The sequence below is a fragment of the Pseudomonas sp. TE4620 genome (assembly GCF_056279045.1).
In genome coordinates this window covers 5,623,765-5,637,935 of sequence record NZ_JBWBQO010000001.1, presented here as the reverse complement: position 1 = coordinate 5,637,935, position 14,171 = coordinate 5,623,765, and the positions used below count along the sequence as shown (strand labels likewise).

At 61.7% G+C, this 14,171-nt stretch carries 8 protein-coding genes; 5 read left to right on the top strand and 3 right to left on the bottom strand.

Annotation, left to right across the window (positions count from 1 at the left end; all coding sequences use genetic code 11):
* Nucleotides 1-273: 273 nt before the first annotated feature.
* The gene (locus ACZ9A3_RS26135; RefSeq protein ID WP_082075371.1) at nucleotides 274-1,101 is read left to right on the top strand and encodes a lipid II-degrading bacteriocin; all 828 of its coding nucleotides are present in this window, start codon (nucleotides 274-276) and stop codon (nucleotides 1,099-1,101) included.
* 468 nt (nucleotides 1,102-1,569) lie between these two features.
* Here the strand turns inward: ACZ9A3_RS26135 and ACZ9A3_RS26130 are convergent, their stop codons facing one another.
* Both ACZ9A3_RS26130 and putP read right to left on the bottom strand, forming a co-directional pair.
* Nucleotides 1,570-2,406, bottom strand: a complete 837-nt coding sequence (locus ACZ9A3_RS26130; RefSeq protein ID WP_476253269.1) for a 23S rRNA (adenine(2030)-N(6))-methyltransferase RlmJ — start codon at nucleotides 2,404-2,406, stop codon at nucleotides 1,570-1,572.
* Between the two features lie 262 nt (nucleotides 2,407-2,668).
* The gene (gene putP, locus ACZ9A3_RS26125) at nucleotides 2,669-4,153 is read right to left on the bottom strand and encodes a sodium/proline symporter PutP (RefSeq protein ID WP_045193789.1); all 1,485 of its coding nucleotides are present in this window, start codon (nucleotides 4,151-4,153) and stop codon (nucleotides 2,669-2,671) included.
* Nucleotides 4,154-4,505: 352 nt separating this feature from the next.
* On the opposite strand from putP, the gene putA reads away from it, so the two are divergent.
* Nucleotides 4,506-8,459 (top strand): trifunctional transcriptional regulator/proline dehydrogenase/L-glutamate gamma-semialdehyde dehydrogenase, encoded by a 3,954-nt coding sequence (putA, locus tag ACZ9A3_RS26120; protein ID WP_258609055.1) that lies wholly within the window; start codon nucleotides 4,506-4,508, stop codon nucleotides 8,457-8,459.
* Between the two features lie 285 nt (nucleotides 8,460-8,744).
* On the opposite strand, the gene ACZ9A3_RS26115 is transcribed toward putA, so the two are convergent.
* Nucleotides 8,745-9,344, bottom strand: a complete 600-nt coding sequence (locus tag ACZ9A3_RS26115; protein WP_195885528.1) for a hypothetical protein — start codon at nucleotides 9,342-9,344, stop codon at nucleotides 8,745-8,747.
* A gap of 189 nt (nucleotides 9,345-9,533) precedes the next feature.
* Between ACZ9A3_RS26115 and ACZ9A3_RS26110 the strand changes: the two genes are divergently transcribed.
* From ACZ9A3_RS26110 to ACZ9A3_RS26100, 3 genes are read left to right on the top strand one after another with little or no spacing between them, the layout of a single operon-like run.
* Complete coding sequence (locus ACZ9A3_RS26110; RefSeq protein WP_476253268.1) at nucleotides 9,534-11,336, top strand: acyl-CoA dehydrogenase; 1,803 nt, start codon at nucleotides 9,534-9,536, stop codon at nucleotides 11,334-11,336.
* A 32-nt stretch (nucleotides 11,337-11,368) separates the two neighbouring features.
* Entirely contained in the window at nucleotides 11,369-12,811 is a 1,443-nt protein-coding gene (locus ACZ9A3_RS26105; protein WP_093376844.1) for a TldD/PmbA family protein, read from the top strand.
* Nucleotides 12,811-14,142, top strand: a complete 1,332-nt coding sequence (locus ACZ9A3_RS26100; protein WP_093376848.1) for a TldD/PmbA family protein — start codon at nucleotides 12,811-12,813, stop codon at nucleotides 14,140-14,142. Before ACZ9A3_RS26105 ends, ACZ9A3_RS26100 begins: the two co-directional genes overlap by 1 nt.
* The last annotated feature ends 29 nt before the right edge of the window (nucleotides 14,143-14,171 follow it).

The following is a 14,171-nucleotide window of genomic DNA, read 5'->3' as shown; positions in this document are numbered from 1 at the left end:
CCGGAGGGCGGATGGCAGCGAAAGGGCGGGATTATAGCGCATTCACCTGCAACGCGGCACCGGGTGGAACTGGACAGATCGCAGGTGATGAATGAAGGCACCGCGCGGTCATTGCCCGAACGAAAGCCCCACAACGGCATGCACTCATACGACTTCAGCGAAAAGAAAAAGAAACAACTTACATTGCCGTGAGAAGTTTCTATATATACACAAAAGCCCAATAAGAATTAGATAGTCAACACCAGACGACCATCAACAAACAAGGGCACACACATGCAAATTGAACTTGCACCCACAATTGTTTACCCAGATGACTATGGAACCCCTACTTCAAAAGGCGGACAAACACCGCCAGGGCACCCCCTGGTTATTGCCAGAATGTGGAGCCAGCGAAACGAGGCTTATCTATCTGGCAATTGGTGGTCAATGCTTTGCCTCGACCTAAAAAGAGCGCAATACAACAAGCCTCCTTTCTCCCCCGGCCTAATGACCCTGGATCTTATTTGCGCCCACCACGCCGACCAACTAAAAGCGCTCGACCCGACACTAGAAAACAAAGTGGCATGGCATAAGGGGCGCATCAGGGCTAATACTTACGGAGCAGACAAATCACCATCCCTGACAACCGAAGTGCAATTTTCCGGAGGAATTTTTACCGCCACAAAAGCCATCGCGCATGCCATCTATGGCAAAGGGGCAAAAGCCACAGTCTCACTGAAAGACATCGGAATCTCTCCCAGCGTCGAAAAAATCCCAGAACTCAAGAGTCTAATCGAGGCTGCAGAAATCGGCTCAACACAAATTGACATCAATGTACCGTATTACACAGGCCAAGACTCGTTCGCAGCCAGGACCTATCTCGGCAATATAACATTGCGAATTATTGGCACAATAACTCGAGACAGCGAGGGAAACGTCAGCTTCTCGGGACAGGCAAAAGCGTACAACGATCTATACGATGCAGAAGCAAGCGATCACAGAATACCTCTCGACGAATCAGCTACTACGGCATTGAGAAGCATGTTCAAAGTCACCAATGCAGTGAGCTACGAAATTGAAATGCCGGGCTCATTGCCAATCAACTATTCAACGACCCCATGAAAGCGCCAACCCTTATAACGACGGCAACTCTACTTCTACCCTCATTACTCCTGACACTAGCATGGATCAGCCTTACATTGGCCGTTCAAGGCATCCCTGAAAACCCGGACGATCCACTCGACACCAGAGGGGTGCCGGCCTCCGCAATCTGGACGGTTATTATCGCCATGCTTGGAGCACCTAGCATCGCGCTCTCAAGCATTGCAAATTTTTTAGCCAATAAGACAAGACACAAAGAGATAGGCCGATCAGTGAGTCTGCTGGCAAACCTTCCGACAATAGCGACTTCATTACTTGGGTTATTTGTTACGACAAGCTATGGCAGCGTGTCTATCGCCACAATACTTCCCGGAGCCTTGTTCCTGGCAAGCGCTGCAGCATCGAGCATCCTGATCCGGGCCCGCTTCAAAGCACCTAGCCAGTAACTGTGGGCAATCAAAGTCTGATTGCCTACCGCCCCTGCCGCGCTTATTCGGCGATCAGCCAATCCATCCGCCAGCTGCCCTGAGTCTGCGCCAGCACCTGCGACAGCCATGGCAACAGCGTGCGCAGTTCTTCTTCCAGGCCCCATGGCGGGTTGGCGATGGCCAGGCCCGAGCCGTTGAGGCCCTGCGGGCTGTCCTGCGGGTGCACATACAGCTCGACCCGCAGCAGTTTAGGCGCGCCGGTACTGGTCAGGTCCTGGTAGAAGCGCACCAACTGGCGCTGGTCCTTGATCGGGTACCAGATGGCCGCGACAGTCTGGCGCATGCGACTGATGGTCTCTTTCATCGCCTGGGTGCAACGCTTGAGCTCGTCGGCCTGCTCGAACGGCGGGTCGATGAGCATCACCGCACGTTTTTCCTGCACCGGCAGCAAGGCCCGCGGCACATGCCAGCCCTCGCCCAGGTGCACGGCAACGCGCGGGTCCTTCTTCATGTTGTCTTTGAGCAGGCGACCGTCTTCGGGGTGCTTCTCGTTGAGCAGCACGCGATCCTGCTGACGGGCCAGGCGTCGGGCCAGTTCCGGGGAGCCCGGGTAATAGCACAGCTCGCCATCGGGGTTCATCTTGCGCAGGATGCGCAGGTAGTCCGCGGTGATTTCCGGCAGGTCGTCGCGCCCCCAGAGGCGGCCGATACCTTCCAGCCACTCGCCGGTACGTGTCGCCTGATCGCCCTGCAGGTCGTAAAGACCCAGGCCTGCGTGGGTGTCGAGGTAGGCAAACGGCTGCTCCTTGCGCGACATCAAGGCGATGAGGCGGGTCAGCACAAGGTGTTTGAAGACGTCGGCGTGGTTGCCGGCGTGGAAGGCGTGACGATAGTTCATGGCAACTCCTGCAAGACCGCGCAGTTTACCTTGTCATGCACAACAGGGGGAGCGGCGATGCGCAGATGCGGCTTGACCCGCGATGTCAGCCATCGCGGGTCAAGCCCAGTGGGAGCGGGCTTGCCCCGCGATGAGACCAATGCCGCCAGCCCACCTGCTGCTACCTGAATTGCGACCGCTTCGCGCTCGATCGCGGGACAAGGCCCGCTCCCACAAGACTCTTGCGAGGCCGGGCCGTGGTCAGGCGAAGCTCAACAGTCGATCAATGACCGGCCTTGAACGCCTCGTCGGCGGCTTCGAAGCGCGAAACCATCGCCTTCGACGGGCTGCCGGCCCGGCTGACGAAGTAGATCGCCAGGGCGCCGAGGATGAAGCCCGGGATGATTTCGTACAGGCCCCAGATGGAGAAGTGCTTCCACACCACCACGGTGATCGCACCGACCAGGATACCGGCCAGTGCGCCGTCACGGGTCATGCCTTTCCACAGTACCGAGATCAGTACCACCGGACCGAAGGCAGCACCGAAGCCGGCCCAGGCGTAGCTGACCAGGCCCAGCACGCGGTTCTCAGGGTTGGAGGCGATCAGGATGGCGACCACGGCCACCAGCAGCACCATGGCGCGACCGACCCAGACCAGCTCCAGCTGCGAGGCACCCTTGCGCAGGAAGGTCTTGTAGAAGTCTTCGGTCAGGGCGCTGGAGCACACCAGCAGCTGGCAGCTCAGGGTACTCATGACAGCCGCCAGGATGGCCGACAGCAGGACACCGGCAATCCATGGGTTGAAGAGGATCTTGGCCAGCTCGATGAACACACGCTCGTGGTTCTCGGTGACCGGGCCTGCGACTTCAGGGTGCGCCGAGAAGTAGGCGATACCGAAGAAGCCCACAGCGCAAGTACCGACCAGGCAGAGGATCATCCAGGTCATGGAGATGCGACGGGCCTTGGCGATCGACTTGACCGAGTCAGCGGCCATGAAGCGCGCCAGGATGTGCGGCTGTCCGAAGTAGCCCAGACCCCAGCCCATCAGCGAGATAATGCCGATGAAAGTGGTGCCCTTGAGCATGTCGAAGTTGCCCGCGTCCTTCAGCTCGATGGCAGCGAAGGTGGTGTCAAGACCGCCGGTTGCGATCAACACGATAACCGGGGTCAGGATCAGGGCGAAGATCATCAGCGTAGCCTGGACGGTGTCGGTCCAGCTCACTGCCAGGAAACCACCAACGAAGGTGTAGGCAATGGTTGCCGCCGCACCAGCCCACAGCGCTGTCTCGTAGGACATGCCGAAGGTGCTTTCGAACAGACGGGCGCCGGCAACGATGCCGGAGGCGCAATAGATGGTGAAGAACACCAGGATCACCACGGCGGAGATGATCCGCAGCAGCCCGCTGTTATCTTCGAAGCGGCTGGAGAAGTAATCCGGCAGGGTCAGCGCATCACCGTTGTGCTCGGTCTGCACCCGCAGGCGGCCGGCAACAAACAGCCAGTTCAGATAGGCACCGATGATCAGGCCGATGGCGATCCAGCTTTCCGACAGGCCCGACATGTAGATAGCGCCCGGCAGGCCCATCAACAGCCAGCCACTCATGTCCGAAGCACCGGCCGAAAGCGCGGTAACCACGCTGCCGAGGCTGCGACCGCCAAGAATATAGTCGGAAAGGTTGTTGGTAGAGCGATAGGCCATGAAGCCGATCAGCACCATTGCCGCGATATAGATCACGAACGTGATCAAGGTTGGATTGCTTACACTCATTGTTGCGCCCTGGCGTTTGTTTTTATGTAGCGACAGCCTCGAAGAGGTTGCACCCAGGCCGCGAATCCTATGCAACAACGCAAAGAGGGTGCAACCTGTTTTTACAATCAAGTTGCACCTCGTCGGAAATTTTGCGTAACAGCGGGTTTTTGCTCCCTTTTGGAGCAAGAAGACCTGTTTTCAGAAGAAAATGCACCACAAACAGCCATTTTTGCTGTGTGGTTTTACCCTCCGGACGAGTAGCACTTTTTTCCTGCATATTTTGGGTTGCACTAGGTTGCACCCAAAATCGCGCACGGCTAATCTTGGCGCCAGCTTAAGCCACAGCCTGTGGCAATAATGAGGATAAGAAATGGCGACGACCACCCTTGGGGTCAAACTCGACGACCCTACCCGTGAGCGACTCAAAGCAGCTGCGACCTCTATCGATCGCACGCCGCACTGGTTGATCAAACAAGCGATCTTCAATTACCTGGAGAAGCTCGAGGGTGGCGCCACCCTGACCGAACTCAACGGTCAGCCCGGCATTCATGCCGACGATGCCGGTGAAGTACAGGCCGACCACGCCCACCAATGCTTCCTAGAATTTGCCGAAAGCATCCTGCCGCAGTCGGTCTTGCGCTCGGCCATCACCGCCGCCTACCGCCGCCCTGAGCCGGAAGTGGTACCGATGCTGCTGGAACAGGCGCGCCTGCCGGCCGCCATGGCCGAGGCCACCAACAAGCTGGCCGCCGGCATCGCCGAAAAACTGCGTAACCAGAAGAGCGCTGGCGGCCGTGCCGGCATCGTTCAGGGCCTGCTGCAGGAATTCTCCCTGTCGTCGCAGGAAGGCGTGGCGCTGATGTGCCTGGCCGAAGCCCTGCTGCGCATCCCCGACAAAGGCACCCGCGACGCCCTGATCCGCGACAAGATCAGCACCGGCAACTGGCAGCCGCACCTGGGCAACAGCCCGTCGCTGTTCGTCAACGCCGCCACCTGGGGCTTGCTGCTGACCGGCAAGCTGGTCTCGACCCACAACGAATCCGGCCTCACCTCTTCGCTCAGCCGCATCATCGGCAAGAGCGGCGAGCCGATGATCCGCAAGGGCGTCGACATGGCCATGCGCCTGATGGGCGAGCAGTTCGTGACCGGCGAAACCATCGCCGAAGCCCTGGCCAACGCCAGCAAGTTCGAAGCCAAAGGCTTCCGTTATTCCTACGACATGCTCGGCGAAGCGGCGCTGACCGAACATGACGCGCAGAAATACCTGGCGTCCTACGAGCAGGCTATCCATTCGATCGGCAAGGCTTCCCACGGTCGCGGCATCTATGAAGGCCCGGGCATCTCGATCAAGCTCTCGGCCCTGCACCCACGCTACAGCCGCGCCCAGTACGAGCGCGTCATGGACGAGCTGTACCCGCGCCTGCTGTCGCTGACCCTGCTGGCCAAGCAATACGACATCGGCCTGAACATCGACGCCGAGGAAGCCGACCGCCTGGAGCTGTCCCTGGACCTGCTCGAGCGCCTGTGCTTCGAGCCGCAACTGACCGGCTGGAACGGTATCGGTTTCGTCATCCAGGCCTACCAGAAGCGCTGCCCGTATGTGATCGACTACGTCATCGACCTGGCCCGCCGCAGCCGCCATCGCCTGATGATCCGCCTGGTAAAAGGTGCTTACTGGGACAGCGAGATCAAGCGCGCCCAGGTCGAAGGCCTGGAAGGCTACCCGGTGTATACCCGCAAGGTGTACACCGACGTTTCCTACATTGCTTGTGCACGCAAACTGCTGTCGGTGCCGGAAGTCATCTACCCGCAGTTCGCCACCCACAACGCCCACACCCTGTCGGCCATCTACCATATCGCCGGCCAGAACTATTACCCGGGCCAGTACGAATTCCAGTGCCTGCACGGTATGGGCGAGCCGCTGTACGAGCAGGTTGTCGGCAAGGTCGCCGATGGCAAGCTGAACCGTCCGTGCCGCGTGTATGCCCCGGTCGGCACCCACGAAACCCTGCTGGCCTACCTGGTTCGCCGCCTGCTGGAAAACGGCGCCAACACCTCGTTCGTCAACCGTATTGCCGACCAGTCGATCTCGATCCAGGAACTGGTCGCCGACCCGGTCGCCACCATCGAACAGATGGCTACCCAGGAAGGCAATACCGGCCTGCCGCACCCGCGCATTCCGCTGCCGCGTGACCTGTATGGCACCGAGCGGGCCAACTCCGCCGGTATCGACCTGGCCAACGAACACCGCCTGGCTTCGCTGTCCTGCGCCCTGCTGGCCAGCGCCCACAACGACTGGAAAGCCGCGCCGATGCTCGGTTGCGCCTCCAGCACCGAAGCAGCTGCGCCGGTGCTGAACCCGGCTGACCTGCGCGATGTGGTGGGTCATGTCCAGGAAGCCAACGTCACTGACGTCGACAACGCCATCCAGTGCGCGCTCAATGCCGCGCCGATCTGGCAGGCCACCCCGCCGGCCGAACGCGCCGCGATCCTGGAGCGTGCCGCCGACCTGATGGAAGCCGAGATCCAGCCGCTGATGGGCCTGCTCGCCCGCGAAGCCGGCAAGACCTTCGCCAACGCCATCGCCGAAGTGCGTGAAGCCGTCGACTTCCTGCGTTACTACGCCGTCCAGGCGCGCAACGATTTCAGCAACGACGCTCACCGCCCGCTGGGTCCGGTAGTGTGCATCAGCCCATGGAACTTCCCCCTGGCGATCTTCAGTGGCCAGGTTGCCGCGGCACTTGCCGCCGGTAACCCGGTGCTGGCCAAGCCGGCCGAACAGACCCCGCTGGTTGCCGCCCAGGCCGTGCGCCTGCTGCTCGAAGCCGGTATCCCCGAAGGCGTAGTGCAACTGCTGCCGGGCCGCGGCGAAACCGTCGGCGCCCGCCTGGTCGGTGACGATCGGGTCAAAGGCGTGATGTTTACCGGTTCCACCGAAGTCGCCCGCCTGCTGCAACGCAACATCGCCGGCCGCCTGGATGCCCAGGGCCGTCCGATCCCGCTGATCGCCGAAACCGGCGGCCAGAACGCGATGATCGTCGACTCCTCGGCGCTCACCGAACAGGTGGTCATCGACGTCGTATCTTCTGCCTTCGACAGCGCTGGCCAGCGTTGCTCGGCCCTGCGCGTACTGTGCCTGCAGGAAGATTCTGCCGACCGCGTCATCGAAATGCTCAAGGGCGCCATGGCCGAAAGCCGCCTGGGCAACCCCGAGCGCCTGGCCGTGGACATTGGCCCGGTGATCGACGCCGAAGCCAAGGCCGGTATCGAGAAGCACATCCAGGGTATGCGCGACAAAGGCCGTACCGTGTACCAGATGGCAATCGCCGATGGTGAAGAGATCAAGCGCGGCACATTCGTGATGCCAACCTTGATAGAACTGGAAAGCTTCGACGAACTGCAGCGCGAGATCTTCGGCCCGGTACTGCACGTGGTGCGCTACAACCGCAAGAACCTCGACCAGTTGATCGAGCAGATCAACGCCTCCGGCTACGGCCTGACCCTGGGTGTCCACACCCGGATCGACGAAACCATTGCCAAGGTCATCGACAACGTCAATGCCGGTAACGTCTACGTCAACCGCAACATCGTCGGCGCCGTGGTCGGCGTGCAGCCATTCGGCGGTGAAGGCCTGTCCGGTACCGGCCCGAAAGCCGGTGGCCCGCTGTACCTGTACCGCCTGCTGTCGACCCGCCCGGCGGGCGCCATCGAGCAGTCGTTCCAGCGCACCGACGGCGAAAACGCCCCGGACACCCGCCTGCGCGACAGCCTGAGCAAACCGCTGCAAGCCCTCAAAGCCTGGGCGGCGAGCAATCAGCTGAACGACCTGAGCGGCCTGTGCGAGCAGTTCGCCCAGCAATCGCAAAGCGGTATCAGCCGCCTGCTGGCGGGCCCGACCGGCGAGCGCAACAGCTACACCATCCTGCCGCGCGAGCACGTGCTGTGCCTGGCCGAGGTCGAAGCTGACCTGCTGACCCAACTGGCGGCGGTACTGGCCGTGGGCAGCTCGGCGGTGTGGCCGGAAGGCGAGCTGAGCAAGACCCTGCGCAATCGCCTGCCGAAGGAAGTGCAAGCGCGCATCCAGCTGGTGGCCGACTGGAACAAGGATGACGTGGTATTCGACGCCGTCCTCCACCATGGCGACTCCGACCAACTGCGCGCCGTGTGCGAGCAGGTGGCCAAGCGCGCCGGTGCCATCGTCGGTGTTCACGGCCTGTCGTCGGGTGAAACCGCGATTGCCCTGGAGCGCCTGGTAATCGAGCGCGCACTGAGCGTCAACACTGCTGCTGCCGGTGGTAACGCGAGCCTGATGACTATCGGCTGATAGCCAGCAGCGCCTCTATCGCGGGTCAAGCCCGCTCCTACAGCGTAGGAGCGGGCTTGACCCGCGATGCTTTCTAGCCCAGAAACTTCGCACGTTGATGACGCACCAGCCACCCCAGGCTACCCGCCTTCACGACCTCGGAAGCAATGACGAAAACCAGGGGATCTGACCGCCACGAAAACTACCCTGGACATAAAAGACTATAAAAAATGCATCCATCCCACCCCACCCCACCAAAACCGGGTCATACGTGGGAGCTGATTCATAGGCTGACGACTGAAGGCCTCAGACATCAACAAAGATCCCGATGAAAAAACCTGCCAGCAAAACCACGAGAAAAGACACCAGCACTATCCAAACCAGAATCCCGACCGACATCCAGGCCCAATTCAGGAGTGACAAGCGGGAATTAGACTGGCCTTTCGGGTCGCCTACGCAGGTGTTTATCGCCCCCTGAATCCTGGCCATTACCCAAAGAATCACGACATCCATAGCCAATACCGCACTCAACAACGGCAGCGGCGCCAGCTCCATCATCTGGTTTGCCCACAACGAGAGCGCTGTCAGCAGGATCAAGGCGCATACCAACCAGAACGGTGACCACCTGTAGCTACGACCAGACAGGTGTAATTGCCGATCGACCCTGCTCAGCAGGCTGTAAAGAAACAGAATGCCGAAGATGCTTCTTACCAGCGGCAACACTCGCTCCCCGGTTTCCCGCCGGTAGAGCGCCCAGCTTTGGTAATGGCAAAAAAGCCAATAAAAACCAAAGGTGAACAGGTTCATCACGATCAACTTTCTGATCGATACGACGAAGAACATTGGCCCCCTGCCTGTGGCATCAGAGAGATCAGGGCTCATCGAAGCGGTGCTGTTAGTGGTCATGGCTACGGCCTTCGGTAATGGGCCGACTATCTAAGCCTGCTCGTGCATCACAGATCTGCCCTCTGGCTCCGAAGCAAGGGTACGAACATTCCCAAACGCCTTGTGCCTTGCCATCACCCGTATCTATTTCACTGTGCAGTAGCATCGTCACTACCTAGACTCGGCCCATCCCCAGACAGGAATGCCGCCATGTCCGAGACCCTGCTCAGCGCCCGCAACCTGGCCTTCGAACTCTACGAAGTGCTCGATGCCGAGGCCCTGACCCAACGCCCGCGCTTTGCCGAGCACAACCGCGAAACCTTCGATGCCGCTCTGAGCACTGCGCGGACCATCGCCGAGAAGTATTTCGCCCCGCATAATCGCAAGGGCGATGAGCACGAGCCGCGCTATGAAAATGGCGAGGCGCTGTTGATCCCCGAGGTCAAGCCTGCGGTCGATGCCTTCCTTGAAGCCGGCTTTCTCAACGCCAGCCGCGACTTCGAAGCCGGTGGCATGCAGTTGCCGACCTTGCTCTCGCAAGCCTGTTTCGCCCACTTCCAGGCGGCCAACGCCGGGACCACGGCGTACCCGTTCCTGACCATGGGCGCCGCCAACCTGATTGAAAGCTTTGGCAGCGACGAGCAGAAGCGCCTGTTCCTGCAACCGATGATCGAAGGCCGCTTCTTCGGCACCATGGCCTTGACCGAGCCGCACGCTGGCTCGTCCCTGGCCGATATTCGCAGCCGCGCCGAGCCAGCCGGCGATGGCAGCTATCGGCTGCGCGGCAACAAGATATTCATTTCCGGCGGCGACCATCCGTTGTCGGAAAACATCGTGCATATGGTCCTGGCCAAGCTGCCCGATGCGCCGCCCGGGGTGAAGGGCATTTCGCTGTTTATCGTGCCCAAGTTCCTGGTCAACGCCGACGGCAGCCTCGGCCCGCGCAACGATGTGTTGCTGGCCGGGTTGTTCCACAAGATGGGCTGGCGCGGCACCACCTCGACGGCGCTGAACTTCGGCGACAACGGCCAGTGCGTCGGCTACCTGGTGGGCAAGCCACACCAGGGCCTGGCCTGCATGTTCCAGATGATGAACGAGGCGCGTATCGGCGTCGGCATGGGCGCGGTGATGCTTGGTTATGCCGGCTATCTGTACTCGCTGGAGTACGCCCGCCAGCGTCCGCAAGGGCGCCTGCCAGACAACAAGGATCCGGCCACCGCTGCCGTGCCGATCATCAATCACAGCGACGTCAAGCGCATGCTGCTGACCCAGAAGGCCTACGTCGAAGGCGCCTTTGATCTGGGCCTGTACGCCGCGCGGCTGTTCGATGACACCCAGAGCGGCGAAAGCGATACGGTTCGCCAGCAGGCCCATGAACTGCTCGACCTGCTGACGCCGATCGTCAAGTCCTGGCCTTCGGAGTTTTGCCTCAAGGCCAACGAGCTGGCCATCCAGATTCTCGGCGGCCATGGCTACACCCGCGAGTACCCGGTCGAACAGTACTACCGCGACAACCGCCTGAATCCGATTCACGAAGGTACCCACGGCATCCAGTCGCTGGACCTGCTCGGGCGCAAGCTGGCGCAAAACGGTGGTGCAGGGCTCAAGCAACTGGTCCGCCTGATCGCCAGCACCTGCGAGAGAGCCCATCCGCACAGCAGCCTGGATCGTCTGCGGGTACCGCTGGAGCAGTTGCTCAATCGCCTGCAGGAAGTGACCCTCGGCCTGCTCGGCGATCTGGCCCAGGGCCAGGTCAATGCAGCCCTGGCCAACTCGGCGCTGTATCTAAAGGCTTTCGGTCACTGCGTGATCGGCTGGCGCTGGCTGGAGCAGGCAATCCACGCCGAACAAGGCCTGGCCCGGGGCAACCCGGCCGATCGCGACTTCTACCTGGGCAAATTGCAGGCCGCGCGTTATTTCCTGACCTGGGAAGTGCCGGGCTGCCATAATGAGCTGGCATTGCTCGCGGCCAGTGACGATACCTGCCTGAGCATGCACGACGAGTGGTTCTGAGGGGGAGCCACCGCGCACACGGAGGTTCCCGCATGTTCGAGTTGACCGCATTGCTGCGCCAGCGCTTCGCCGCTCTGCGCAGCAGTGGCGAATTTTTCTCCCTGCGTTATGTGCAGCAAAGCCAGCAACACCTGTCGGTGCGCAAGAATATCGCCGAGCCGCCGTTTCTCAGCCGCGACGAAGGCGCGATGCTCACCGTGCGCGTCCATGGCGTGGAAACCTACGCCGCCACCGCCGACCTCTCGCAAGCCGGCTTGCAGCGTGCCCTGGAGCAGGCTGAGGCACTGGCCCGGCAAATCGCCGGGCGCGCCCTGCTCGACCTGCGCGAGCAACCACTGGCCACCGGCCGCGCCGATTACTGCTCGCCCAACCTTGAGCAAGCCTTCCCGTCCCTGGCCGACTGCTACGCCCTGCTTGCCCAGGAATCTGCCAGCGTGCCGGACGACAGCCGCCTGGTGAACTGGCAGGCAAGCCTTGGCATCAGCACTATCGAGCAGATCTACCTGAACACCGCCGGCGCCGAACTGCGCCAGGCCCAGCGCTTTATCTACCCGGGTTTCAGCACCACCGCCTTCGACGGCCAGGACAGCCAGACCCGCACCCTGGGCCGGGAAAACTTCGGCCAGCAGGGTGGCCTCGATGTGATCGAGCGTTGCGGCCTGGTTGGTGCCGGGGCCAAAGTCGCCGAGCAGGCCCTGCAACTGCTGCTGGCGCCGAACACCCCCAGTGGTGTGCGCGACCTGCTGCTGATGCCCGACCAGATGATGCTGCAAATCCACGAATCCATCGGCCACCCGCTGGAAATGGACCGCATCCTCGGCGACGAGCGTAATTACGCCGGCACCAGCTTTGTCAAAGCCAGCGACTTCGGCAGCCTGCAGTACGGCTCGAAATTGCTCAACGTGACCTTCGACCCGTCGATCCGCGAAGAGCTTGCCAGCTACAGCCACGACGATGACGGCAGCGCTGCGCACAAGCAGTACCTGATCAAGGACGGTTTGCTGGTCCGCCCGCTCGGTGGTGCCCTGTCGCAGTTCCGTTCCGGCCTTGAAGGGGTGGCCAACAGCCGCGCCTGCGGCTGGAACCGCGCACCGATCGACCGCATGGCCAACCTCAACATCGAGCCGGGGGACAAGACCCTGGCGCAACTGATCGGCGGTATCGAACAGGGCATCCTGATGCGCACCAACCGCTCGTGGTCGATTGATGATGCGCGCAACAAGTTCCAGTTCGGCTGCGAATGGGGCCAACTGATCGAAAACGGCGAGCTCAAGGGCGTGGTCAAGAACCCCAACTACCGCGGCATCTCCGCCCGGTTCTGGGGCAATCTCAGCGCCGTCGGTGACGCCAGCACCTTGCAGGTACTGGGCACGCCAAACTGCGGCAAGGGCGAGCCGAACCAGGTGGTACGCGTGGGCCACGCCTCCCCCGCCTGCGTATTCAGCCAGATCGACGTATTCGGAGGAGACGCCTGATGGCTGCCACCCCACTGCAAAGTTTCCAGCACCTGGTCGCCAGCCTGCGCGACGCGGTGTGCGCGCCAGAGCATTTCACCTTGAGCTACAGCGGCGAGCACTCGCAGTTCATCCGCTTCAACCACGCCAGGGTGCGCCAGGCCGGCGAAGTGCAACAGGCCAGTTGCGTGCTCAAGCTGGTCGCCGACGGGCGCCAGGCCGAGCTGCAGTTCACCCTCGGCAACGACGCCGAGGTCGATCAGCTGCGCCTGCAACAAGCCCTGGAGCAACTGCGCCAGACCCTGCCGCTGCTTGAGCCCGACCCTTACCTGCAACTCAATGACAGCGCCTGGCACAGCCATAGCGTGCAGGATCAAGCGCTGCCAGACAGCGCTGCGGTGCTGGCGCAGATCGAGCAAGGCGCGGGTGATCTGGACCTGGTTGGCATCTACGCCGCGGGCCCGATCTGCCGGGGTTTTGCCAGCTCGTTCGGGGCCTTTGGCTGGCACCAGGCCAACAGTTTCAACTTCGACTGGAGCCTGTTCCACAGCAACGGCGAGGCGGTCAAAGCCAACTATGCCGGCCAGTCCTGGGACGGCGAAGCCTTCGCCCTGCGCCTGCAGCAGGCCCGCGAACAGCTCGACTACCTCGGCCGCCCGCTGAAAAAACTCGCCCCCGGCCAATACCGCGCCTACCTGGCACCGGCAGCGCTGGACGAGATCATGGGCATGCTCTGCTGGGGCGGCTTCTCGGCCCAGGCCATCGCCACCAAGAACAGCCCGCTGCAACGCCTGTACAGCGCCGATGCCAGCCTGAGCCCGTTGGTCCAGATAAGCGAGCAGGTCAGCGGCTCGCTGAGCCCGTCGTTCTCGGACGAGGGCCTGGTGCGCAGTGACCTGCGCCTGATTGACCAGGGCCGGGCCCACGATCGGCTGATCTGCGCCCGTAGCGCCGCCGAGTTCGAACTGGCGGCCAACGGTGCCGATAGCTACGAGTCGCCATGCGCGCTGAGCATGGCCGGCGGCGAGCTTGGGCAGAGCGAAGTCCTCGCCCGCCTGGGCACCGGCCTGTACATCAGCAACCTCTGGTACCTGAACTACTCGGACCTGCCCGCTGCGCGCATGACCGGCCTGACCCGCTTCGCCACCTTCTGGGTCGAGAACGGCGAGATCCAGGCGCCGGTGAGCACCATGCGCTTTGACGACAGCGTCTACAGTTTGCTGGGTTCGCAACTGGAGGCATTGACGACCGAACGCGAGCTGATTCTGTCGACCAGTACCTACGGCCAGCGCCAGACCAGTTCGAGCCATTTGCCGGGAGCGTTGGTCAAACGCCTGACGTTGACACTGTAATTAGCCCATCGCGGGTCAAGCCCGCTGCC